Raw genomic sequence first — 24,795 nt, 5'->3', positions numbered from 1 at the left:
CTGACGACCGCCGCGGCCGAGGGGCACGGGGTCACCCGGCGGCGGGGCGGATCCGGCAGCGCGCCGGTCCCCTCGTCTCCAGGGTGATCCCGGCGCTCACCGGGACCTCCGTGTCCACGGCCTCGAACTCGTAGGCCCGCAGGATCATCGCCAGCGCGATCACGGACTCCAGCATCGAAAAGTGCTGCCCGATGCAGGCCCGGGGGCCGCCCCCGAAGGGGAACCAGGCGTACCGCGGCCGCCCGGCCTCCGCCTCCGGCGCGAACCGGCCGGGGTCGAAGCGCTCCGGTTCGGGCCAGTGGCGCGGGTGGCGGTGGGTCACCCACGGAGCCAGGATCACGTCGGCGCCCGCGGGGACGGCGTACCCGGCGACCTCCGTGGCGGCGACGGACTTGCGGCCGATCACCGGGGCCGCCGGGTACAGCCGCATCGCTTCCTTCAGTACCTGCGTGAGGTACGGGAGCCGGTCGAGGTCGGCGGCCTCCGGCGTACGGTCGCCCAGGACCCGGACGATCTCCTCGCGGGCCCGCGCCTGCTCCTCGGGGTGGCGGCCGAGCAGGTGCAGGGTGAACGCCAGCGAGGTCGCGGTCGTCTCGTGCCCGGCCAGCAGGAAGATCAGCACCTGGTCCCGCAGCTCGTCCGCGTCGAAGCCGCCGTCGTCCGCGTCCCGCGCCGCCGCGAGCAGGGTCAGCAGGTCCTCGCCCCGGCCGCCGTCCGGCGCGGGCGCCCCGCGCCGCTCGGACACGATCCGGTCGCAGACGCCGTACAGCTCCTCCATGGCCGTCGCCGCCCGCCGGTTGCCCGGGGTCGGCCACGACCGGGGGGCGTTCACGGGGGAGTAGCCGCGGCGCAGTACGTACTGCGTGATGACCGGAAAGCACCGGTGGACGACGTCGACGGTGGAGTCCGCGTCGGTGCCGAACAGGATCCGGGTCACCGCACGCAGGGCCAGGCGCGTCATCTCGTCATGCACGTCGACGATCCCGTCCGCGGCCCCGCCCCAGGCCGCGAGGGTGGCCCCGGTCTCCGCCGCGACCGCTCCGGCGTAGCCGTCCACCCGCTTGCGGGTGAACAGCGGCTGCACCATCCGGCGCTGGCGGACGTAGTCCTCGTCCTGGCTGGTCAGCAGACCGTTGCCGAAGGAGTCCCGGACCTCTTGGTAGAACGCGTTGTCCTTGCGGAAGTTGGCCGACTCCGAGGCGAGGACCTGCTGCGCGCCCTCCGGGGAGAACACGCAGTACAGCTCGGCGCGCAGCCCCGGCGGACCGGCGGTGACCCGTACGACGTCGCCGTGCCGGCGCTGGGCGCGCAGGTAGGTGCCGAGCGAGTCCGACGTCAGGTCGAGGAGCGACCCGAGCAGCGGGACCCCCTCCAGCTCCGGAACTTCCCTGCCCGCTCGCGTTTCCACTGCCATGGCCGCCCCCTCGACGCCGTACCGATGCGCCCGATTCTGCCGTCCCCCGCCGTGACCGGCGAGGGACGGCGGGGGGTGCGGCCGGAAACCGACCCCGCCGCGTCCCTGTGCGCGCTCGCCTACTTGTCGCAGGCGATGCCGTCCTTGTCCCGGTCGAGGGCGTCACGGTAACCGGGCTGGCCGCGGCGGATGGGCGCCGCTCCGGCGGCCTTCGCGGCGTCGCAGTTCTTGTAGTAGACGCTGCCCCCGCCGCCGGTGGCCGTGCCGCCGGTGGTACCGCTCGTACCGCCGGTGGTGCCGGTGGAACCGCTCGTACCGCCGGTGGTCCCGCCCGTTCCGGTCGTCCCGCCGGTGGTGGCCTTGGACTTCGTCGGGGCCGGTGCCGGGGTGGTGGCCGGGGCCTTCGAGGGCCGCAGGGTGGCTCCGGCCTTGTCCGGGCACGGGGTACCGGGCGCGACGAGCGAGAGTTCGACGGAGGCGGTGGCCGTGACCTCGCTGCCCGCCGCCGGGGTCTGGAAGCAGACGTCCCACGCGGAACGGTCGGCGGGCAGCTTGACGTCGGCGTAGGCGGCGCGGGCCTCGACCGGCGCGGTGACGACCTTCTTCACCTCGGTCTCGGCCGCCGCGAACTTCGTCCCGACGACGGCCGGCATGACCGGCCGCGCGGACGCGCTCGGCGAGGCCGACGCGGCGGCACTGGCCGACGGCGCGGCGCTCGGCTTGGCGTCCGCGCCCTTCTTCGGCGCGGAGTCCTCGCAGCCGGCCAGCGACAGGACGACGGCCCCCACGGCGCCGGCTATGGCAACGCCCCTACGGTGGAACATGGAATGACCCCCCAGGATCAGCAGTGGTGCAACCGCCGAAGCCTATGCGTGCCGCTCCGCCCGGGTCAGGCGTTTGGAGTCATGTTCCAGTGACACGGAATCCGCCGTCAGGGGGTCTCCAGGTACGCCACCCGTCCCTCCCTGCGCGCGGCGTCGATCTCCCGCAGCCGCGCGAAGTTCACCGGGGTCATCAGCGCCTCCCACTGCGCCACCGAGCGGACCCCGACCTCCCTGTGCTCCGCCGGGTCCAGGACGATCCCGGCGATCTGCTCGTCCGTGAGCGTGCCCCCGTCGAAGACGAACCCGATGTGGTTCGCCGGCCAGGCCTCGCCCTGGTGCCCGATGAAGTGCGTACCGAGCAGCCGCGGCGGCCCCCCGAACACGATCCCGGTCTCTTCCAGACACTCCCGCACCGCGCACTGCCACGGCGTCTCCCCGGGATCCATGTTCCCGCCGGGCCACTGCCACTCCTCGTAGGAATGCACCGCTCGCAGCTGCACCGGCCGCCCGGCGGCATCGGTGAAGTACAGGCAGGCGTAACTGGTCGCCCGGGCGATGGTCTCGACGTACTCCGCGGGCGGAAGCCAGCCGTTCGCCATGCGATTCCCCTTTCCCGGGGTGCCGGGGCGCACCCCCGTCCAGTGTGCCCGGAGCCCGCCGGGGCGGCCCGGTCTGCCGATGCCGGTCGATCAGCTGCCGTAACCCCAGCGGGCCCGGCCGTCCTTGCCCATGAAGCACTTCGCGGGCCGTCCGTCGCCGGTGGTGGCGCGGGCGCCGACGGGTGAACAGAACCGCCCGAACTGGACGCCGGCCTGCCCGCCCCCGCCGCTGCTGCCGCCGGAGGACGAGCCCCCGCGCTTCGGCGGCGCGGGTGCGGGGTCCGGGTCCGGGTCCGGGTCGGGGTCGGGGCGCAGCTCGGTGTTCTCCCGCCCCGGGCAGGGCGTGCCGGGGGCGGTGAGGGAGAGGTGGGCGGTCCTGTTCCCCGGGTACGTGACCTCCTGGTCCTCACGCGGGTCCTGGAAGCAGACGGTCCACTCGTCCACGGCGCCGGGCAGGGTGACATCGGTGTAGGCGCTGCGCGCCTCCACGGCCCGCAGGCCGAGGGGCCGCAGGACTTCGGAGGCCCGCGCGAAGGCGAGCCCGACGACCTTCGGCATCTTCGGGTGCGGGATCGGGTCGCCGTCCTTCGTGGGGCACGGCTCCTCGACGCGCACCACGCCGAAGTCGAGCGTGGGCCGTTTCCGCAGGGGCTTGGCCGCCGGCTCCTGGAAGCAGACCCGCCAGTTCCCGTCGTCCCACTGGCCGGCGTTGCCCGGCGAGGCGTCGTGCGAGACGGCGTCGTACCCGGCGTCCCGGGCGGCCGCCTTCGCCTCCTTGAGGCCCTGCCCGACGTACGAGGCCACCGGCTCGCTCGGCGCCGGCGTGGGCGAGGAGGAGGGTGTCGGGCCCGGGACGGGGGCCGCGGACGCGGTCTCCACCCGGGGCCCGGCGTCCGCGCGGGGCGCCTTCCCGGGCGAGTCGACGAGGCCCGGAAGCGCGAACCACATCGCGGACAGCAGGGTCGCCACGACCTTCCGCCTGCGGCTCCACAGCCCGCGCCAGGCGAGCACGATGCCGAGGGGCGGCACGAAGACCAGCATCAGGACGATCAGCGCGGGGCGCTGCCACCGCCCCGGTACGGGCGCGGACGGGTGCGAATGCGGCGGCGGGTACACGGGCGGCTCTCCTGGCACGAGTCGAAACCCGCCGATCGTACCCAGCACCGAGCAGGCTGCGGCATCCGGATTCCCCGGATCGTGCACGCGGGGCGGGAGGGGAACCGGCCACGTCCTGCCGCAGATGGCAGATTCGTATCTGCGGAACACCTTTGAGGGCTGAACTCCCCGCCGCAGTTGAGCAGTTGTCGCGATGTCCGCTAGCATCCAGCGCATGACGTTCCGTCAGTCGACGGTCGTCGGACGAAGGGACTGCGTTGTCTGCTGACACTTTCCGGGCTCCTGCCCTGAAGCCCATCACCAACGGGCTCCCGATCGACCTCATGGTCATCAGGGACACCCTCGTCATCGGTCGCCTCGACATCGAGAACCTGACGAACCTGGTCAACGACCCCATGGAGGTCGAAGAGGTCGCAGCCCGCGACGTGAAGGCGGGCCGCGAACCGGACGACTACGCCCGGATGCGGGCGGAGGTCCAGCGCCTCATCGGGACCCCCCGCAGCCCCAAGGGGCAGAACGTCGTCAGCTACGCCGACTACATCGCGGCCGGACTGAAGGGCGAGTTCGGGAACGCCTGGTCGATCCCGCCGGTCACCCTCTGGTGCCGTCGCCCGCTGACGATCGATCCCGCCACCGGTTCCTCGTACCTGCCGATCCGCAACGGCCTGATCGCCATCGACGGCGAAACCCAGGTCACGGCCCTCCACCGGATCAAGAAGAACCCCGGCGCCTACGGCCTCAAGGACTTCGACTTCGAGGGCGCGATGATCGCCTTCGAGGTCTATCACGGCATCAGCGTCCTGGAAGCCCGCCAGATCTTCCACGACCGCAACCTCAAGGGTGCCCCCGTCGACAAGTCCCTCGCGCTGTCGATGGACATGCGGGACTTCGCCACGACCATCACCCAGATGCTCGTCGACAGCACCGCGGTCACCCACGAGGGCGAGGAGCGCCCCCTCGGCGACTTCGTGATCACCGGCAAGCGCCAGGTCAACTCCAAGGCGCGGGAGTGGATGACCCTCTCCGGTCTGCGCACCCTCGTCGTGACCACCATCCTCGGCAAGCCCGGCATCCACGCCGCCTCCGGCGACGTCGACCCGGACGACATCAAGGACACCGATCCGAACGCCGTCAAGCGCGAGACGGTCGAGGCGCTGAGCGCCCTGATCCGGGACCACGCCGACCTCTTCCACGCCAAGACGGCCATCACCGCGCCCGCCGTCCTCGCCGGCCTCGGAGCCACGGTCCACCGTCAGATGTCCTGGTCCAAGGAGACGCTCCCCGAGGGGCAGACCGTGCAGGGCCTGCTGGAAGACGTCCGCTGGGAGCGGGAGGCCGACTACTGGGGCGGTGTCGCCGCCAAGGTCAACGACAGGGGCACCGTCAGCTGGGCCGGAGGTGCCCGGGACTCGGGCCACAAGGTCTACGAGGCGCTGAACAACCCCGCTTCCGAAGTGGGCCGCCAGATCCGCGGGCTGCCGTACCAGCGTCAGGGCTTCTGACGCACACAGCAGGGCGCCCCCTCCCCGTTTGCGTCGGGGAGGGGGCGCTGCCATTCTGCACGGCCCGGGGCCCTCCGGGTGGAGTGCGGAGGTTTTTTGTCCTGGATGTCGCAGAACTGTGCTTGGACCTTCTCGCTGTCCACCCACGTGAGCGGGGTGGGGACGGGGTGCAGCCGGCTATGCGACGGGACGCTCATCCACCGGCCACACCAGGACCTCGTGGCCGTCCGGGTCGATCACCCGCAGAGAGCCCGGGATGTCGCGGGGGCCCCGGGGGGTGACCGGCACGTTGTACTGGTCCACCATGGCCGTGATGCGCGCCGGGTCCGAGGTCTGCACGGTGAACTGCAATGGTCCTGCCGTCGGAGTGTCCAGGGGGCCCGACATCTCCAACAGGGCCAGCCAAGGTGTCACATAGAGCACGGGCCCCCTGTCCTGCACAGGAAGCCCGAGCACTTCGCCGTAGAACTTCCGGGTCTCCGCGAGGTTGCGTACGTGGATGGCCATACGGGTCACCCCCGCGGCGGGTGCGGCGGGCGGCTCCTGCCGTGCCGGGGCCGGAGACACTCCCCGCTTCACCGCGCGGTCCACGTACAGCGACTGGCCGTCGTCCAGGGTCAGTGCGAAGCGCGTGACGTCCTGGCTCTTGCTGTCCAGGCTGTAGTGCCGCACCTGTGTCACGGCGCGGCCGTCCACGAACCGCTCCGTGTTCCCGTCCTCCACGAGGGAACTGAGCCACTCGGACTGTTGCACCTCCGTGCGCTCCTTCTCGGTCGCGTCGGCGGCCGGGAGCGGTCCGGTCAACGCGGCTGCCGTGCGCGAGAGGCAGGCTCCGTCCTGTACCTCGCGCATCAGCGGCGCGATCCAGTCCGTGCCGTGCAGGGCGCCGAGCAGCGCGGCGGTCATCGAGGCGAGCGTGTCGGTGTCGGCGCGGTCCAGGAAGGCAGCCCTGAGCAGCCCCATGGTCGGACGTACCGAGGAACGCGCCGCCAGGTAGCAGGCGGCGGCGGCCGAGACGGTACCCGCGCCGTTGCGCTGCTTGTCGAAGCAGCCGAGTGCCGCGAGGGTCTGCACGTCGTCGGCGAGGGCGGCCCGCTCCAGAGACGATCGCGCCGTTGCGAGCAACTCGTCCATCTCCCGCGCGGTCTCGGCCCACGCCGTGTCGAACGAACCACCGGTGGCGTCCGTGAAGGCGGTCGACCAGCCCTCGGGGAGGGCCCCGCGCGCGAGGACGGGATCGCGCCACTGCGGCATGTCGGTCACGGCGAGCACGACGTCCCCGTACTCGCCGGCGTTCTGCTGACGGAGCGTGTGTCTGACGGCCAGGGCGTAGACCGCCGCGCCGAGCAGCGCGCGGGGATGCCCGTGGGTCAGTACCCCGTCGGCCACCACGCGCGAGACCAGCCGCTCCGGAGAGGAGTCGGTCAGCGTGTGGACGGCGTGGGGCGCGATCCTCATGGCCACACCGTTGGCACCGGCGTTGAAGTAGGCGCCCACCTTGGTGCGTTGACCCTCCCAAGGGCGGGTACCGGCCTGCCAGCTGCGGCACGCGCTGAGCACGGCCCGACCGCCGCCGCGCTGGTAGAGAGGCCATGCCGGGAGCTCGACCTCGGTGAGCCAGCTCCGCCAGCCGTCTCCGCGCAGGCAGGCGCGAGCCGTCGCGAGCAGCAGCTGGGTGTCGTCGCTGTACTCGCCCGCTGCGACCGGGTCCCGGTAGCGGGTGTACTGGCTCCCGGCCCAGCGCAGCCACGGGCGGAAGGCGAGAGCCGGTGCCGCGGTGCGCGAGGCCTGGCCCCCGACGATGCCGCTGCGCTGCTCCTGTGGCCAGCCCAAGGCGTCACCGACGGCCGCCCCGAACAGCACGCCGCGGGTACGGTCCAACAGGTCTGCCGGCTTCTGTCCGGTCACCGGGTCATCCCATCACTCTGCGGCGGCACCCAGACGGCCTCGGTGAGGGGAGGCCCGTTGCGCACGCGGCTGCTCAGTCGGTTCCTATCAAACAGCACCGGCTCCACGAGCCAGGTCAAAGGCGGTACTTCGGCCTTGAGGATGCGCAGCCGTGCCAGCTCGTTGGCCACCGCCTCGTGGCTGGGCATGGCGACGGCCAGTACGTGCTTGAGTTCGATGGGGCCCGGTATCAGCACCTCCGCCTGCAAGTTGGTGGCGGCCCCCTGGAGATGGCCCGCTCCGCGCGGCCAGTCGTCACTCGTCGCGGCGAAGAGTTCCAGCAGCGCCTCGGGGCCGGGGCGCAGCCGCGCGCCGCTCTGCTTCGCCGCGTTGCACGGCGCGAAGAGCGTGCCTTCGCGCAGGGCCAGCTCCACGTCCAGGAACAGGCAGATCCAGTCCGGGTAGTTCTGGTGGTCGGGCTTCTGCCTGGCCTGTGCCAGGTAGTAGCCGTTGGGGAACTGGAAGGTGCAGCAGACTTTGTCGGGCTGTCGGTCGAACCGCTCGCGATCGGTGGGGGTGAACTGCTCGGGTGCAGCTTCCGCGAGGTCCTTGCTGCTGCGGATCGCCCCGTCGCGCAGGATGTGCGGGAAACTGCGGGCAGGGGTGAAGTGGGCGAGCCGGGTGGCTTTGCTCCGTCGTAGCGCTTCGGCCAGGGCGGGTCCGCTGGTACGGCTCACGGCCGCACCTCCGCGTACAGGCCGTCGCCCTCCGGCAGCAGGTGGGTCTTCGTTCCGCTGTAGGTGATGACCAGGTCCGACTTGGCGCGCGTGATGCCGACGTAGAGGAGCTTCGACTCCCGCTCGTCCGCGTCGTCCGAGCCCAGGGCCTTGACCACCTCGGGAAGGGGCAGGGTGTCTCCCGAGCAGAAGGGCATCAGGACCGTGTCGAACTCGAGGCCCTTCGCCGAGTGGTACGTGGTGTAGTACACCCCCGGCGCATAGTCCCAGCGGAACCTCTGGTCCTTGTCGATCCGCCGGGCCGCCAGGCCCGCGCAGACCTCGTCCACATCGGCCCAGGTACGGCCGAGTACGGCGACCGTACCCACCTGGCCCAGCTGCTGGGCGGTCGACCGGATCACCGATATCTCCTGTGCACGGTCGGTGCACGCGACGAGCGTGGGCAGCGAACCCCTGGAGCGGGGCGCGACCGGCGGCACGAGCTCATCGGTGCGGCCGAAGAAGGGCAACTCGCTCAGGGCGATGGCGAACTGGGCGATGGCGGCCGAGTTGCGATAGTTGTCCTTGAACATCTCGACGCGGGCCACCTTCAGGCCGCAGGCCCGCCACGACATCCCCTGCCCGTAGATCTGCTGGGCGTAGTCGCCGAAGAAGGTCACGGAGCCCTCGGGGTCGACGACCTCCGCGAGCGACCGGATCTCCTCCGGGGAAAGGTCCTGGCCTTCGTCGATGATGACGTGCCGGTACGTCCGTGGCCCGTCGTCCGCGGCCTGGTGGTCGCGCACGGCGGCGGCCATGTCGTGCCAGTCGTACGCGTGGCCCTCTGCTGCCCGCCGCAGCCGGTACTCCTGCGCGATCTCCCATACGACCTCGCGCAGGGAGACGCTGAGGGGCGTGCGGCGGCCCAGCCGGTCAACGGCCTCGTACGCCTCCCAAGTGCGCAGACCCATGCCGGAGATCCAGGCGATCTCGTCCTCGAACCATCCGGGATCCCTCTCGAAGAACTTGTGCGTCGCGTATTTCGGGGCCACAGCCGCGAGCGCGGACCGGATCAGCCGCCGACGGGTGAAGGACGTGGCGATCGCCTGGCCCTTCATCGCGCCGTGGTGGTGCAGGAAGCCGCGGGCGAACTTGCCGTAGGTGCAGATGTCGAGCCGGTCCGTTTCGCCGGCGAAGTGTTTGAGGTAGGAGACGAGAGCGTTGTTGTAGGTCACGAGCAGGGTCCTGCCGGATCCCGCCACTCCTGGGTCCGACAAGTACAACGCCCGCAGCATGGCCATCACGGTCTTTCCGGTCCCCGCCGTACCGAGAACCACGTGATGGCCGGCCGCGGGCAGGTACGCCACGTCCGACTGCCGTCCCACCGGCTCGGGAAGCCCCATCCCCCACCCCTTCAGTTTTGAGACACCGTCAGTGCCTCTGTGAAGGATGCCTGTTCTGCCCGGATGATCCAGATGGTTTTACGCCAAGGACCCCGCCCGGAACGGGCGGGGTCCTTGGCGCCGCGTCCTTTAGATGTCGCGGAAGATCTCGATCTGGGCGCCCACCGAGTTGAGGCGTTCCGCGAGTTCCTCGTAGCCGCGGTTGATGACGTAGACGTTGCGCAGGACCGAGGTGCCCTCGGCCGCCATCATGGCGAGGAGGACGACCACGGCCGGGCGCAGTGCCGGCGGGCACATCATCTCCGCCGCGCGCCAGCGGGTGGGGCCCTCGACCAGGACGCGGTGGGGGTCCAGGAGCTGGAGGCGGCCGCCGAGGCGGTTGAGGTCGGTCAGGTAGATGGCCCGGTTGTCGTACACCCAGTCGTGGATCAGGGTCTGGCCCTGGGCGACCGCGGCGATGGCGGCGAAGAACGGGACGTTGTCGATGTTCAGCCCGGGGAAGGGCATCGGGTGGATCTTGTCGATCGGCGCTTCGAGTTTGGAGGGGCGGACCGTGAGGTCGACCAGGCGGGTGCGGCCGTTGTCGGCGACGTACTCGGCCGAGCGGTCGTGGTCGAGGCCCATCTCCTCGAGGACCGCGAGCTCGATCTCCATGAACTCGATCGGGACCCGGCGGATCGTCAGCTCGGACTCGGTGACGACGGCGGCGGCCAGCAGGCTCATCGCCTCGACCGGGTCCTCGGAGGGCGAGTAGTCCACGTCCACGTCGATGACGGGGACGCCGTGGACGGTGAGGGTGGTGGTGCCGATGCCCTCGACCTTGACGCCGAGCGCCTCCAGGAAGAAGCAGAGGTCCTGGACCATGTAGTTGGAGGAGGCGTTGCGGATGACGGTGACGCCGTCGTGGCGGGCCGCGGCCAGCAGCGCGTTCTCGGTGACCGTGTCCCCGCGCTCGGTCAGCACGATCGGGCGGTCGGGGGAGACGCCGGCCTCGACCTGCGCGTGGTAGATGCCCTCGGTCGCGGTGATGTCCAGGCCGAAGCGGCGCAGGGCGATCATGTGCGGCTCGATGGTGCGGGTGCCGAGGTCGCAGCCGCCGGCGTAGGGCAGCCGGAAGTGGTCCATACGGTGCAGCAGGGGGCCCAGGAACATGATGATGCTGCGGGTCCGGCGGGCGGCGTCCGCGTCCATGGCGTCCATGTCGAGGCGGGCCGGCGGGATGAGTTCCAGGTCGACGCCGTCGTTGATCCAGCGGGTGCGCACGCCGATGGAGTTCAGGACCTCCAGGAGGCGGTAGACCTCCTCGATGCGCGCGACGCGGCGCAGGACGGTGCGGCCCTTGTTGAGGAGCGAGGCGCACAGCAGGGCCACGCAGGCGTTCTTGCTCGTCTTGACGTCGATGGCACCGGACAGGCGCCGGCCGCCGACGACGCGCAGGTGCATCGGACCGGCGTAGCCCAGAGACACGATCTCGCTGTCGAGAGCTTCACCGATTCGGGCGATCATCTCAAGGCTGATGTTCTGGTTGCCGCGCTCGATCCGGTTCACGGCGCTCTGGCTGGTGCCGAGGGCGTCCGCGAGCTGACTCTGCGTCCAGCCACGGTGCTGCCGGGCGTCACGGATGAGCTTGCCGATGCGTACGAGGTAGTCGTCTGCCATGGGTGCACGGTATCTCAGATATGAGATGGCGCTCGCGCTGGGTGTGGCAGACGGGTGTCACCGACCGTCAGATTCCGTTTCGTACCCGCCGTGTGGCGGGTGTGCGCGGTGCGCGGCCGGGCGGGGCGAGCGGCTGCTCCCGGCCCGGGGTGGGGAGTTGTGCCGGATCGCGTCGGGGAGTTGCTCCCGGCGGCGACGCCGGCGACAGCGGCGTGGCGCGATCGGCGTCGCCTCGCACCCTTTGCGGCCATCTGCCCCGGTGGGTCCCCCGCTCGCCGGCAGCCGTGAACGGCTGCGGGCGGCCGTCCCCGCGGCGCCGCGTTTGGGGTACTTCCGTACGGTCCCCGTCCGTGACGGCCGTCACCCCTGAGCCGGACCGGAATGTCGACTTCGATGCATCTGCACTGCTCATGCGGTCGGCGCCCAGGCATGCGGAAGCGCCCGGTCGGCGGCACGCCCGGCGATCGCCGGGGTGCGTGCCTCGTCCCCGCCCCCGGACATGTACTAGAGTTATCTCGACATCGAGATATCTGCCGAAGGCGTACCGCAGCCGCCCCCGCTGGTAAGGGTTACCTAACTTAGCCTTACCTTAGCGGATTGGCCAAGGGGCGTGGCGGCAGGATTGCGGTAATACGCGCGAAATCATGCATGAAGGAGACTGTCGTGTCGGCGAACAGCTTCGACGCCCGCAGCACGCTGCAGGTGGGCGACGAGTCGTACGAGATCTTCAAGCTGGACAAGGTCGAGGGCTCCGCCCGCCTTCCCTACAGCCTGAAGGTCCTGCTGGAGAACCTGCTCCGTACCGAGGACGGCGCGAACATCACCGCCGACCACATCCGGTCGCTCGGGAACTGGGACTCGCAGGCCCAGCCCAGCGAGGAGATCCAGTTCACGCCGGCTCGCGTGATCATGCAGGACTTCACCGGCGTCCCCTGCGTCGTCGACCTCGCCACCATGCGCGAGGCCGTGAAGGCCCTCGGCGGCGACCCGGCGAAGATCAACCCGCTCTCGCCCGCCGAGATGGTCATCGACCACTCGGTCATCGCCGACAAGTTCGGCACGAAGGACGCCTTCGCGCAGAACGTCGAGCTGGAGTACGGCCGCAACAAGGAGCGCTACCAGTTCCTGCGCTGGGGCCAGACCGCCTTCGACGACTTCAAGGTCGTCCCCCCGGGCACCGGCATCGTCCACCAGGTCAACATCGAGCACCTGGCCCGCACGGTCATGGTCCGTAACGGCCAGGCGTACCCCGACACCCTCGTCGGCACCGACTCGCACACCACCATGGTCAACGGCCTCGGCGTGCTGGGCTGGGGCGTCGGCGGCATCGAGGCCGAGGCCGCGATGCTCGGCCAGCCGGTCTCCATGCTGATCCCGCGCGTCGTCGGCTTCAAGCTGACCGGCGAGCTGCCCACCGGCACCACCGCCACCGACCTCGTGCTGACCATCACCGAGATGCTCCGCAAGCACGGCGTCGTCGGCAAGTTCGTCGAGTTCTACGGTGAGGGCGTCGCCGCCACCTCCCTCGCGAACCGCGCCACCATCGGCAACATGTCGCCGGAGTTCGGCTCGACCGCCGCGATCTTCCCGATCGACGACGAGACGCTGAAGTACCTGCGCCTGACCGGCCGCGACGCCCAGCAGGTCGCGCTCGTCGAGGCGTACGCCAAGGCCCAGGGCCTGTGGCTGGACCCGGCCGCCGAGCCGGACTTCTCCGAGAAGCTGGAGCTCGACCTCTCCACGGTCGTCCCCTCCATCGCCGGCCCGAAGCGCCCGCAGGACCGCATCGTCCTCGCGAACGCCTCGCAGCAGTTCGCCCTCGACGTGCGCAACTACGTCGAGGACGACGACGAGGCGGGCAAGGAGTCCTTCCCGGCCTCCGACGCCCCGGCCTCCGCCAACGGCGTGCCGAGCCGCCCGACCCAGGTCACCCTGGCCGACGGCACCTCGTTCGAGATCGACCACGGCGCCGTCACCGTCGCCGCGATCACCTCCTGCACCAACACCTCGAACCCCTACGTCATGGTCGCCGCGGCGCTCGTGGCCAAGAAGGCCGTCGAGAAGGGCCTGACCCGCAAGCCGTGGGTCAAGACCACCCTGGCCCCGGGCTCGAAGGTCGTCACCGACTACTTCGACAAGGCCGGCCTGACCCCGTACCTCGACAAGATGGGCTTCAACCTCGTCGGGTACGGCTGCACCACCTGCATCGGCAACTCCGGTCCGCTGGACGAGGAGATCTCGAAGGCGATCAACGAGCACGACCTCGCGGTCACCTCGGTCCTCTCGGGCAACCGCAACTTCGAGGGCCGCATCAACCCCGACGTCAAGATGAACTACCTGGCCTCCCCGCCGCTGGTCGTCGCGTACGCCATCGCGGGCTCCATGAAGGTGGACATCACCACCGAGGCCATCGGCACCGACACCGAGGGCAAGCCGGTCTTCCTCAAGGACATCTGGCCCTCCGAGGCCGAGGTCAACGACGTCGTCGCCAACGCCATCGGCGAGGACATGTTCAGCAAGTCCTACCAGGACGTCTTCGCGGGCGACGCCCAGTGGCAGGCGCTGTCGATCCCGACCGGCAACACCTTCGAGTGGGACCCGCAGTCCACCTACGTGCGCAAGCCCCCCTACTTCGAGGGCATGACGATGGAGACCACCCCGGTCTCCGACATTGCCGGCGCCCGCGTGCTGGCGAAGCTGGGCGACTCGGTCACCACCGACCACATCTCCCCGGCCGGTGCCATCAAGGCCGACACCCCGGCCGGCAAGTACCTCACGGAGCACGGCGTCGAGCGCCGCGACTTCAACTCGTACGGTTCCCGCCGCGGCAACCACGAGGTCATGATCCGCGGTACCTTCGCCAACATCCGCCTGCGGAACCAGATCGCCGAGGGCACCGAGGGCGGCTTCACCCGCGACTTCACCGTCGAGGGCGCGCCGGTCTCCTTCATCTACGACGCCTCCCAGAACTACCAGGCCGCCGGCATCCCGCTGGTCATCCTGGCGGGCAAGGAGTACGGCTCGGGCTCGTCCCGCGACTGGGCCGCCAAGGGCACCGCGCTGCTCGGCGTCAAGGCCGTCATCGCCGAGTCCTACGAGCGCATCCACCGCTCCAACCTGATCGGCATGGGCGTCCTGCCCCTGCAGTTCCCCGAGGGCGTCACCGCCTCCTCGCTCGGCCTCACCGGCCAGGAGACCTTCTCCTTCACCGGTGTGGAGGAGCTGAACAACGGCACCACCCCGCGCACCGTCAAGGTGACCACCGAGACCGGTGTGGAGTTCGACGCGGTCGTCCGCATCGACACGCCGGGTGAGGCGGACTACTACCGCAACGGCGGCATCATGCAGTACGTGCTCCGGAACCTCATCCGGGGCTAAGGGCGCGCCGGGCGGAGCGATCCGTCCGAGATCGGCACCATAGGGCCGTATCCCCGACAAGGGGATACGGCCCTTCCGTTTGGCCCGGGCGCTCCAGGGGGAGCAGGCCAGGTGACGGTGAGGTCTCAACTCGGAAAAGCCGGGGACGATCCTTGTGCACGATCTTGCTCAGCCGAGCGGAAGTGGACTATACCTGTGCCCGTCCGGACCACCGCGCAATGAGCGGCCCCGGACCGGGGGACGGCGGGGACCTGCGGTGATGCCCGCATGCACGGGAACTGCCGTGTTTTCCCGCCTCCTTCACACTCCTGACGAAGGCGAGGACTTGAGCATGGGATCCACCTCCGCCCACGGCGAGAACCACACCGGTGAGGGCCTCGGCCGCCGGGACCTGATCAAGCGCTCCGCGGCACTCGGCCTGATCGCCGTCCCGACGATGAGCTTCCTGTCCGCCTGCGCCTCCGGCGGCGAGGCGGCCCCCAAGGGCAACGAGTCCAAGGCGGCCACCTCCCCCGAGAACCCCTTCGGCGTCGCCAAGGGCGGCAAGCTGGAGGTGGTCGTCTTCAAGGGGGGATTCGGTGACGACTACGCGAAGGCATGGGAAGCCGCCTTCGACAAGAAGTGGGGCACCACCAGCTCCCACCTCGGCACCCAGGAGATCACCGCCAAGCTCCAGCCCCGCTTCAACGGCGGCAACCCGCCGGACGTCGTCGACGACGCCGGCGCCCAGCAGATCAAGCTCGACGTCCTCTTCAAGGGGGGCCAGCTGGCCGACCTCACCCAGGTGCTCGACGCCCCCTCGCTCGACGACCCCGCCAAGAAGGTCCGCGACACCCTCATCAAGGGCACGGTCGAACAGGGCACGCAGGGCGGCAAGTTCGTCGCCCTGAACTACGTGTACACCGTCTTCGGCTTCTGGTACTCCGGCAAGCTCTTCAAGGACAAGGGCTGGACGGCGCCGAAGACCTGGGACGAGTTCCTGGCCGTCTGCACGAAGGCGAAGGAGGCCGGCATCGGCGGCCTCGCCCACCAGGGCAAGTACCCGTACTACATCAACGTCGTCATCATGGACCTGATCGCCAAGAAGGGCGGTCTGGAGGCCATGAAGGCCATCGACAACCTGGAGCCGAACGCCTTCGAGGGCAATCCGGCGGCCCTGGCCGCGGTCGAGGCGGTCTACGAGGTGGTCGAGAAGGGCCTCCTGATGCCGGGCACCAACGGCCTCACCCACACGGAGTCCCAGACCGCCTGGAACCAGTACAAGGCCGTCTTCATCCCCTCCGGATCCTGGCTGGAGAACGAGCAGCTGAAGCAGACCCCGGAGGACTTCGACATGAAGTTCCTGCCGATGCCCCTGCTGCCCGACAGCAAGCTCCCCTTCGAGGCCATCCGGGCCGGCGCCGGCGAGCCCTTCATCGTCCCGGAGAAGGCCGCCAACAAGGCCGGCGGCCTGGAGTTCCTGCGCTCGATGCTCTCGCGCGAATGGTCGACGACCTTCGCCCAGCAGGCCAACTCGCTCACCGTCGTCAAGGACGGCGTGGACCCCACGGTCAAGCTGCGGCCCGGCACCCAGTCCGCCGTCGAGGCGCTCAAAGGCGCCGGCGACAACACCTTCAACTACCTGTACACCGAGTGGTACAGCGAGATGGGCACCGAGCTGGAGAACGCGTCCAATGAGCTGATGGCCCAGCGCATCCAGCCCAAGGAATGGATCAAGCGGGCCCAGGCTGCGGTAGACAAGGCGGCCAAGGACCCGAACGCCAAGAACAACAAGCGCAGCTGACACCGCGTCCACCGGTCACCCGGAACCACCAGGGACGGACACCATGAGCCAAGTAGCCACGAGCAGGGGACGGGGCGGCTTCATCGCCGGATTCCTCGTCCTGCCCCTCGCGCTGTACCTGACCTTCGTCATCTGGCCGTACGTCCAGACGTTCGGATATTCCTTCACCAACTGGTCGGGCCAGTCACCGACGTTCGATTTCGTCGGCCTGGAGAACTACTCGACGCTGATGGAGGACGAGGTCTTCCTCGGGGCCCTGTGGCACAACCTGCTGCTCCTGGTGTTCGTCCCGACGATCACCATCCTGCTCGCCCTCTTCTTCGCCTTCATGGTGAACGCGGGAGGGCGCAGCGGGGCCGGCGGCGTCCGGGGCGTACGGGGATCGGCCTTCTACAAGGTCGTCTACTTCTTCCCGCAGGTCCTCTCCCTCGCCATCCTCGCGGTGCTGTTCGGCGCCGTCTACCGCAGTGACGAGGGCGGCCTGCTCAACGGCTTCCTCACCCGGATCGGCGTCGTCGACCAGGCCCGTCCCGTCGAATGGCTCAACGAGCCCGACCTCGTGCTCTGGTGCCTGCTGCTCGTGGTCGTCTGGCACGGCGTCGGCTTCTACCTGGTCCTCTTCTCCGCGGCCATGCAGTCCGTACCCAAGGACATCTACGAGGCCGCCCTGCTGGACGGCGCCGGCCGCGCCCAGACCTTCGTCAAGGTCACGCTGCCGCTGCTCTGGGACTCCGTACAGACCTCGGCGGTCTACCTGGGCATCGCCGCGATGGACATGTTCGTCCTCGTGTCGACCATGACCTCGGGCCAGTTCGGCGGCGGACCCGACCACCACAGCGAGGTCATGGCCACGGTCCTGATGCGCAACTTCCTCTACTTCGGCAAGAGCGGATACGCCTGCGCCATGGGCGTGGTCATGCTGATCCTGACCCTGATCCTTTCCCTTGTCACGCTGCGCGCCACCCGCCGCGAGCGCATCGAGTTCTGAGCGGGAGACGACACGATGACCACAGTGATCAAGGCCCCCGGCGAGGCCGCGGCCGAGAAGTCCGGCGGCAGCGGCCGCCCCAAGGCGGGCGGGAACCGCGCCTCCGACGGCATGGCGCTCAACGTCTTCTCCCACGGCTTCCTGGCCGTCTGGGCGATACTGATCGTCCTGCCCCTGATCTGGCTGACGCTCGGATCCTTCAAGACCGACTCGCAGATCGGCGGCTCGGCCCTGAGCTGGCCCTCGAACTGGAACTTCGACGCCTTCGGGCGGGCCTGGGACAAGGGGATCGGCGACTACTTCGCCAACACCCTCATCGTGATGGTGTTCTCGGTGCCGCTCACCATGCTGCTGGGCTCCATGGCGGCCTACGTCCTGGCCCGGTACCCCTTCAAGGGGAACCGGATCATCTACTACTTCTTCGTCAGCGGGGCCATGTTCCCCGTGTTCCTCGCGCTCGTACCGCTGTTCTTCATGGTCAAGCGCCTGGACATGCTCAACAGCTACCAGGGCCTGATCCTGGTCTACGTCGCCTACTCGATGCCGTTCACGGTCTTCTTCATGCACTCCTTCTTCCGTACGCTGCCGACGGCGGTGCACGAGGCGGCGGTGATCGACGGGGCCTCCGACACCCGGATCTTCTTCCAGGTGATGCTGCCGATGGCCAAGCCCGGCCTGATCAGCGTGGGGATATTCAATGTCCTGGGCCAGTGGAACCAGTACATCCTGCCCTCCGTGCTGATGCAGCCGCAGAGCGGATCGGACCCCGAGCGGTACATGCTCACCCAGGGCCTGATCCAGCTCCAGTACCAGATGGGCTACGAGACGGACCTGCCGGTGCTGTTCGCCGGCGTGACCATCGCGATGATCCCGATGCTGGTGGTCTACCTCTCCTTCCAGCGCCAGATCCAGGCCGGTCTGACCTCCGCGACCCTCAAGTAGCCGGGTCCGGCAGGACCGACCAGCCGACCGCCGAGACGGCCGGGTCCAGGGAGAGGCTGCTGACCGCCTCCTCCAGCGTCCGGCCCTGCGTCCCCTCGGCGGTCAGCAGCGCCGACACGGTGACCAGACCGGCGGCCGGCCCGTCCTGGCTGCGGATCTCCCGCAGCTGGTAGCCGGGCCGGCCGAGCGCGTCGACCACCCGGTGGCGGACGCGGGCCTCCTCCGCCTCCAGGCATACCGCCTCGAAGTGGTAGTCGGAGGCCACCTCGGCCCCGCCCCGCGGCTCCCGGTCGAGCCGCCGGCCCAGCGGGCGCAGCAGGAGGTTCGCCCCCACCACGCCCGCCGTCCCGAAGGCGGCCAGCACGAACAGGCCCACGCCCGCCAGGCAGCCCACGGCCGCCGAGCACCACAGGGTGGCGGCCGTGTTCAGGCCCCGGACGCTGAGCCCGTCCCGCATGATCACTCCGGCGCCGAGGAAGCCGATCCCGGAGACGATCTGGGCGGCGACCCGGGAGCCGTCGTAGTTCACCTCGGAGACCGCGCTGAGGAACCCGTACTGCGAGAGCAGCACGAACAGCGCGGCCCCGCCCGCGACCAGGGCGTTCGTGCGCAGTCCCGCCATCCGGGCGCGCCACTGCCGTTCCAGGCCGATCAGCGCCCCGAAGCCGAGCGCGGCGGCCAGGTGCCCGGCCATCTGCCCTTCGCTGAGCAGCGTCATCGGCCCGCCCTCCCCTCTACAGCCAGGTGTTGAACCGGCGGATGTACCAGGTCTTCACGAGCTGCGTCAGCGTGCAGTACGCGAGCAGGACACCGATCAGCCACGGGAAGTAGCCCGCCGGCAGGGCCACGAAGCCCAGCGAAGGGGCCAGCGGCGAGAACGGCAGCCACAGACCGGTCAGCACCGCGAGGACGGTCATCACCATCACCGGCCAGGAGGCGCGGGACTGGACGAAGGGAATCTTGCGGGTGCGGATCATGTGGACGATCAGGGTCTGCGAGAGCAGGCCCTCGACGAACCAGCCGGACTGGAAGAGGGACTGGCTCGCCTCACTGTTCGCGGCGAAGACGTTCCACATGATCACGAACATCGCGATGTCGAAGACCGAGCTGATCGGACCGATGGTGACCATGAAGCGGAAGATGCCCTTGGCGTCCCAGTTGCGCGGCTTGCGCAGGTACTCCTCGTCCATCCGGTCCCAGGGCGTGGCCAGCTGGGAGATGTCGTAGACCAGGTTCTGCACCAGCAGCATGATCGCGAGCATCGGCTGGAAGGGGATGAACGCGCTCGCCACCAGCACCGAGAAGACGTTGCCGAAGTTCGACGACGCGGTCATCTTGATGTACTTGATGGTGTTGCCGAAGGTGGTCCGGCCCTGGACGACGCCCTGTTCCAGGACGGTCAGGTCCTTCTCCAGCAGGATGATGTCCGCCGACTCCTTGGCGATGTCCACCGCGGTGTCGACGGAGATGCCGACGTCCGCGTCCCGCAGGGCGGCCGCGTCGTTGATCCCGTCCCCGAGGAAGCCGACGGTGTGCCCCTCGGCCTGCAGGGCCCGGACGATCCGGGCCTTCTGGAGGGGGTTGACCTTGGCGAAGACGGTCGTACGGGCGGCCAGCGCGCGCAGCGCCGCGTCGTCGAGGGCGTCCACCTCGGAGCCGGGGACCACGTGGCCCACCTCGATGCCGACCTCGGCGCAGACGCGGGCCGCGACGAGCTCGTTGTCGCCGGTGACGACCTTGACCGCGATGCCCTTGTCGGCCAGGCCCTGGAGGGCCGCGGCGGCGGAGGCCTTCGGCGGGTCGAGGAAGGCGAGGAAGCCGACCAGGGTCAGCCGGTCCTCGTCCGCGACGGTGTAGGTGTCGCGGGGCTCGGCGACCGTGCGGGTGGCGACGGCGAGGACGCGCAGGCCCCGCCGGTTGTTGTCCTCGGCGATCCGGGTGACGTGCCACCGCAGCTGCTCGGTCAGCTCGACCGTCTCGCCGCGGTCCGTCATGTGGGTGCACAGGTCCAGGACCTCTTCGACGGCACCCTTGGTGATCATGACGTGTTCGGTGCGGCCGCCCGCGCCCACCACGCTGTTGCGGTTGAGGACGACGGTCATCCGGCGCCGGGCGAAGTCGAAGGGGATCTCGTCGACCATCGAGAACCGTGCGTCGACGACAACCTCCTCGGCCTCGTCGACGCGGTCGATGACCGCCCGGTCCATCAGGTTCCGCAGTCCGGTCTGGAAGTGCGCGTTGAGGTACCCGTACTCCAGGACCTCGGCGTCCTCCTCGCCGTGCACGTCGAGGTAGCGGTCCAGGACGATCCGGTCCTCGGTGAGGGTGCCGGTCTTGTCGGTGCAGAGCACGTCCATCGCGCCCAGGTTCTGGATCGCGTTGAGCCGCTTGACGACGACCTTCCGCCGGGACATGGCCACCGCGCCGCGGGCCAGGTTGGCGGAGACCACCATCGGCAGCATCTCGGGGGTCAGGCCCACGGCGACGGCGATGCCGAAGAGGAAGGCCTCGTCCCAGTCGCCCTTCGTCAGGCCGTTGACCATGAAGACGACCGGGACCATGACCAGCATGAAGCGGATCAGCAGGAAGCTGACCTTGCGCACGCCGGTGTCGAAGTTGGTCTGCGGACGCTCGCCGACCAGGGAGCCCGCCATGGAGCCGAAGTAGGTGCCGGCGCCGGTCGCGACGACGACGCCGGTGGCGGTTCCGGAGGTGACCGAGGTCCCCGTCAGGCAGAGGTTGCCGGCCTCGACCGGGTCGGCGCAGGCGGCCGCGCCCGCGTCGTCGCCGCCCCTGATGTCGGCCTTGGCGACCGGGAGCGACTCCCCGGACAGGGCGGCCTGGGAGACCATCAGGTCCTTGGCGGCGACGAGCCGCAGGTCGGCCGGGATCAGGTCACCGGCGGCCAGCTTCACGAGGTCGCCCGGGACCACCTGGTCCATCGGAACCTCGAAGGTGGTCGGGGCGGAGCCGGTGCCGGCCCGGCGCTGCACCGCGCAGGTGGTGGTGACGAGCTGCTTCAGCGCGTCGGCGGCGCGGCCCGAGCGGAACTCCTGCCAGAAGCGCAGCAGTCCGCTGATGCCCACCATCACGGAGAGGATGACGACGCCCGGGTCCGCGGGGTCCTGCCAGAACATCACGGCGGCCAGGAAGACCAGGACCCCGATGAACGGGTTCCCGTACGCCTTCGCGAGCTGGACGAGCCAGTGCGGGGCCCGCTCCCGGGCGACCACGTTGGCGCCGTGCCGCTCCAGGCGGAGCGCGGCCTCGGCGTGGGTGAGTCCGCCGCGCGAGGTGTCGAGGTCCTGGAGGACCTGGACGCCCGAGCGGGCGCTGGTCGCGGCGAGGCGCTCGCCGACGAGGCGGGTGCCGGCCTCCAGCTCGGCGGCCTTGCGCTCGCGGCGGGTCCGGCCCGGCGGTGCGAGCTTCGCGGGGGTACGAGGGGTGAGCATGGTCATGACGACTACCTCCCTCCACGGCGTCCGGGCAGCGCGGAGCCGCACGGTCCCGTGGAGTGATCATGGGTCGGCGCGGTGGCGGGACGGAGGGCCCCGGGCGCGCCGGTGGGCATGGATGACGCAGCCCGGCGCCACGAGGTGCAGGGCATGCGGAAGGGGTGAAAAAATGCACGGAGCAGCGTCAGGCGCTGCCGTGCGCACTCGGGAAAAGGGTCGGCCGGCCGGAAAGGTCAGCGGACGTGAGCGCTGCGAGGACTTCGATCGGGACTCATCCCGAACACCTCCTCGCGTAGCGCTGTCATGGCACGGCGCCCGGTCCGGCCGGAAAGGCCGCAGAGGACCGGCGCCTCAGCGACCGTAACACGATCCGGGAGGTCCTCGATCATCCTTTTGGTCACCGGTGTCCGTTTCGTGCTGCGTCAGCCTCTTGACGTGTGGAGGCCCAAAGGCTCGACTTAAGCTTCACAAGTTGGAGAGACGCCGGGGTCTCGGAGCGCGTAGCCGCGACGGCCGGCCGGGGGGCGACGGCTGGCCGTCGCTTATGGGCAGGAGTGGATGAGTCGTGCAGACTCCCGGATCGCAGTCCTCGCTGCATCGCGCGAATCTGGAACGGGTCGTGCGGGCCGTGCGGCTCGCCGGTTCGCTGACCCAGGCGGAGATCGCCCGCGCCACCGGACTGTCGGCGGCCACGGTCTCCAACATCGTCCGTGAGCTCAAGGAGGCCGGGACCGTCGAGGTCACCGACACCTCGGCCGGCGGCCGCCGGGCGCGCAGCGTCTCGCTCAGCGGGGACGCGGGCATCGTGATCGGCGTGGACTTCGGACACACCCACCTGCGGGTGGCCGTGGGCAACCTCGCGCACCAGGTGCTGGCGGAGGAGTCCGAACCGCTGGACGTGGACGCGTCCTGGGTGGAGGGCTTCGACCGGGCCGAGGCGCTGGTCGGCCGGCTGATCGAGGGCATCGGGGTGGGCCGCGACAAGGTCATCGGCGTCGGCCTCGGCGTGCCCGGCCCCATCGACGTGGAGTCCGGGACCCTGGGCTCGACCGCGATCCTGCCGGGGTGGGCCGGGATCAACCCGCGCCAGGAGCTCTCGCAGCGCCTGGGCGTGCCCGTCTACGTCGACAACGACGCGAACCTCGGCGCGCTGGGCGAGCTGGTCTGGGGCAGCGGCCGCGGCGTCAAGGACCTGGCGTACATCAAGGTCGCCAGCGGTGTCGGCGCGGGCCTGGTGATCAACGGTCAGATCTACCGGGGTCCGGGCGGCACCGCCGGGGAGATCGGGCACATCACCCTCGACGAATCGGGCCCCGTCTGCCGCTGCGGCAACCGCGGCTGCCTGGAGACCTTCGCCGCCGCCCGCTACGTGCTGCCGCTCCTGGAGAGCAGCCACGGGCCGGAGTTGACGATGGAGCGGGTGGTGGAGCTGGCCCGGGAGGGGGACCCCGGCTGCCGCCGGGTCGTCACCGACGTGGGCCGCCACATCGGCAGCGGCGTGGCCAGCCTGTGCAACCTCCTCAACCCGAGCCGCGTGGTGCTCGGCGGCTCGCTCGCGGAGGCCGGGGAGCTGGTCCTGACGCCGATCCGGGAGTCGGTCGGGCGGTACGCGATCCCGAGCGCGGCCCGCCAGCTGTCCGTCCTCACGGGGTCGTTGGGGGGCCGCGCGGAGGTGCTCGGCGCGCTGGCCCTCGTACTCAGCGAGATGGGCGATTCGACGCTTTTGGCGGAAAATGGGATGGGAGTGCGAGCGCCTGCCGTCATGTCTTCAGTTAGATAACGGATGGCACCGTTGTCATCTCGTTAAGGATTCACTCCTTGACGGCAAACTTGCGGCCGGGGTTGACTCACATCCACCTCGGCCGCAGCGTTGCGGCCTCGTCAGGGAGGTTCAAGTAATGAACACGCGTATGCGCAGAGCCGCCGTAGCCGTCGCCGCCGGTGCCATGGCCGTGTCACTTGCCGCTTGTGGCAGTGCGAAGGAGGCCGGGGACGCCCCGAAGGACTCGGGAGCCGCCAAGGGTGACGCCATCAAGGTCGGCCTGCTCCTGCCGGAGAACCAGACCGCGCGCTACGAGAAGTTCGACAAGCCGCTGATCGAGAAGAAGGTTGCCGACCTCACCGGCGGCAAGGCCGAGGTGGTCTACGCCAACGCCAAGCAGGACGCGACCACGCAGAACTCCCAGGTCGACACGATGATCACCAACAAGGTGGACGTCCTGATCCTCGACGCGGTGGACGCCAAGGCCATCGCGGGCTCGGTCAAGAAGGCCAAGGACGCGGGCATCCCGGTCGTCGCCTACGACCGCCTGGCCGAGGGCCCGATCGACGCGTACACCTCCTTCGACAACGAAGAGGTCGGCAAGGTCCAGGGCAAGGCGCTGCTGGAGGCGCTGGGCGACAAGGCCAAGGACGGCCAGATCGTCATGATGAACGGTTCGGTCACCGACCCGAACGCCAAACTGTTCAAGCAGGGCGCGCACTCCGTGCTCGACGGCAAGGTGAACATCGGCAAGGAGTACGACACCGTCGAGTGGAAGCCCGAGAACGCGAACACCAACATGGCGGGCGCCCTCTCCGCGCTCGGCAAGGACAAGGTGATCGGCGTCTACTCGGCGAACGACGGCATGGCCGGCGGCATCATCACCGCCCTCAAGGCGGCCGGCCTGTCCCCGCTGCCCCCCGTGACCGGCCAGGACGCCGAACTCGCCGGTGTGCAGCGCATCGTGTCGGGCGAGCAGTTCATGAGCGTCTACAAGCCGTACGCCCCGGAGGCCACGGCCGCCGCGGAGATGGCCGTCGCCCTCGCCAAGGGCGAGAAGATCGACGGGATCATCAACCAGAAGGTCGACAGCCCGACCCTCAAGGGCGTCCCGTCCGTGCTGATCCCGGTCGTCTCGCTGACCAAGGCGAACATCAAGGACACCGTCGTCAAGGACGGCGTCTACACGGTCGAAGAGATCTGCACCGAGAAGTACGCGGCCGCCTGCGCCACCCTCGGCCTCAAGTAGGCCCCGTCGCCTCCGCTCCGGCCGAGGCGGCCCCCGCGCCTGCCCGGCGCCCCGCCCAACTTCCCCGCCACCCGCGGAGCGCCGGGCAGAAACGTTTCTCGTATGTCCCCCGCGTTCG

General features: G+C 69.9%; 17 protein-coding genes. 7 read left to right on the top strand and 10 right to left on the bottom strand.

Annotation, left to right across the window (positions count from 1 at the left end):
• Window positions 1–31 precede the first annotated feature (31 nt).
• From ABZZ17_RS22460 to ABZZ17_RS22445, 4 genes are all read right to left on the bottom strand, one after another.
• Window positions 32–1,414, bottom strand: a complete 1,383-nt coding sequence (locus ABZZ17_RS22460) for a cytochrome P450 (RefSeq protein WP_356878075.1) — start codon at window positions 1,412–1,414, stop codon at window positions 32–34.
• 119 nt (window positions 1,415–1,533) lie between these two features.
• Window positions 1,534–2,238 carry an excalibur calcium-binding domain-containing protein gene (locus ABZZ17_RS22455; RefSeq protein ID WP_356878074.1) on the bottom strand — a complete coding sequence of 235 codons (705 nt, stop codon included), beginning with the start codon at window positions 2,236–2,238 and terminating at the stop codon, window positions 1,534–1,536.
• A gap of 107 nt (window positions 2,239–2,345) precedes the next feature.
• Window positions 2,346–2,837: an NUDIX hydrolase gene (locus ABZZ17_RS22450; protein WP_356878073.1), complete on the bottom strand. Its 492-nt coding sequence runs from the start codon at window positions 2,835–2,837 to the stop codon at window positions 2,346–2,348.
• 90 nt (window positions 2,838–2,927) lie between these two features.
• Window positions 2,928–3,953, bottom strand: a complete 1,026-nt coding sequence (locus ABZZ17_RS22445; protein ID WP_356878072.1) for a hypothetical protein — start codon at window positions 3,951–3,953, stop codon at window positions 2,928–2,930.
• Window positions 3,954–4,210: 257 nt separating this feature from the next.
• Here ABZZ17_RS22445 and ABZZ17_RS22440 point away from each other — a divergent pair, with 257 nt between their 5' ends.
• A complete protein-coding gene (locus ABZZ17_RS22440) occupies window positions 4,211–5,455 on the top strand; it encodes a DNA sulfur modification protein DndB (protein ID WP_356878071.1) in 1,245 nt (414 codons plus the stop codon).
• A gap of 177 nt (window positions 5,456–5,632) precedes the next feature.
• Here the strand turns inward: ABZZ17_RS22440 and ABZZ17_RS22435 are convergent, their stop codons facing one another.
• The 4 genes from ABZZ17_RS22435 to ABZZ17_RS22420 all read right to left on the bottom strand — a co-directional run bounded on the left by ABZZ17_RS22435 (window position 5,633) and on the right by ABZZ17_RS22420 (window position 11,120).
• Window positions 5,633–7,363: an ADP-ribosylglycohydrolase family protein gene (locus tag ABZZ17_RS22435; RefSeq protein WP_356878070.1), complete on the bottom strand. Its 1,731-nt coding sequence runs from the start codon at window positions 7,361–7,363 to the stop codon at window positions 5,633–5,635.
• Complete coding sequence (locus ABZZ17_RS22430) at window positions 7,360–8,079, bottom strand: DarT ssDNA thymidine ADP-ribosyltransferase family protein (RefSeq protein WP_356878069.1); 720 nt, start codon at window positions 8,077–8,079, stop codon at window positions 7,360–7,362. The genes ABZZ17_RS22435 and ABZZ17_RS22430 overlap by 4 nt, the downstream gene beginning before the upstream one ends.
• Window positions 8,076–9,461 carry a 3'-5' exonuclease gene (locus ABZZ17_RS22425; RefSeq protein ID WP_356878068.1) on the bottom strand — a complete coding sequence of 462 codons (1,386 nt, stop codon included), beginning with the start codon at window positions 9,459–9,461 and terminating at the stop codon, window positions 8,076–8,078. The genes ABZZ17_RS22430 and ABZZ17_RS22425 overlap by 4 nt, the downstream gene beginning before the upstream one ends.
• Window positions 9,462–9,590: 129 nt before the next feature.
• A complete protein-coding gene (locus ABZZ17_RS22420; protein WP_356878067.1) occupies window positions 9,591–11,120 on the bottom strand; it encodes a UDP-N-acetylglucosamine 1-carboxyvinyltransferase in 1,530 nt (509 codons plus the stop codon).
• Between the two features lie 648 nt (window positions 11,121–11,768).
• Between ABZZ17_RS22420 and acnA the strand changes: the two genes are divergently transcribed.
• The 4 genes from acnA (at window position 11,769) to ABZZ17_RS22400 (ending at window position 18,211) form a co-directional block, all read left to right on the top strand.
• On the top strand, window positions 11,769–14,498 hold the full coding sequence (gene acnA / locus ABZZ17_RS22415) for an aconitate hydratase AcnA (RefSeq protein WP_356878066.1): 2,730 nt from the start codon (window positions 11,769–11,771) through the stop codon (window positions 14,496–14,498).
• 331 nt (window positions 14,499–14,829) lie between these two features.
• Entirely contained in the window at window positions 14,830–16,281 is a 1,452-nt protein-coding gene (gene ngcE, locus ABZZ17_RS22410) for an N-acetylglucosamine/diacetylchitobiose ABC transporter substrate-binding protein (RefSeq protein WP_356878065.1), read from the top strand.
• A 43-nt stretch (window positions 16,282–16,324) separates the two neighbouring features.
• Complete coding sequence (locus ABZZ17_RS22405) at window positions 16,325–17,269, top strand: sugar ABC transporter permease (RefSeq protein WP_356878064.1); 945 nt, start codon at window positions 16,325–16,327, stop codon at window positions 17,267–17,269.
• 15 nt (window positions 17,270–17,284) lie between these two features.
• The gene (locus ABZZ17_RS22400; RefSeq protein ID WP_356878063.1) at window positions 17,285–18,211 is read left to right on the top strand and encodes a carbohydrate ABC transporter permease; all 927 of its coding nucleotides are present in this window, start codon (window positions 17,285–17,287) and stop codon (window positions 18,209–18,211) included.
• Here ABZZ17_RS22400 and ABZZ17_RS22395 read toward each other — a convergent pair.
• A complete protein-coding gene (locus ABZZ17_RS22395) occupies window positions 18,204–18,929 on the bottom strand; it encodes an MgtC/SapB family protein (RefSeq protein ID WP_356878062.1) in 726 nt (241 codons plus the stop codon). The two genes, ABZZ17_RS22400 and ABZZ17_RS22395, sit on opposite strands and share 8 nt — an antisense overlap.
• A gap of 16 nt (window positions 18,930–18,945) precedes the next feature.
• Window positions 18,946–21,669: a magnesium-translocating P-type ATPase gene (gene mgtA / locus ABZZ17_RS22390; RefSeq protein WP_356878061.1), complete on the bottom strand. Its 2,724-nt coding sequence runs from the start codon at window positions 21,667–21,669 to the stop codon at window positions 18,946–18,948.
• A gap of 562 nt (window positions 21,670–22,231) precedes the next feature.
• Between mgtA and ABZZ17_RS22385 the strand changes: the two genes are divergently transcribed.
• Entirely contained in the window at window positions 22,232–23,446 is a 1,215-nt protein-coding gene (locus tag ABZZ17_RS22385) for an ROK family transcriptional regulator (protein WP_356878060.1), read from the top strand.
• 118 nt (window positions 23,447–23,564) lie between these two features.
• Window positions 23,565–24,677: a substrate-binding domain-containing protein gene (locus ABZZ17_RS22380; RefSeq protein ID WP_356878059.1), complete on the top strand. Its 1,113-nt coding sequence runs from the start codon at window positions 23,565–23,567 to the stop codon at window positions 24,675–24,677.
• Window positions 24,678–24,795: the final 118 nt, after the last annotated feature.

The sequence above is a fragment of the Streptomyces sp. NPDC006512 genome (assembly GCF_040611935.1).
Lineage (GTDB): Bacteria > Actinomycetota > Actinomycetes > Streptomycetales > Streptomycetaceae > Streptomyces.
This window is presented reverse-complemented; position numbering and strand designations above follow the sequence as displayed.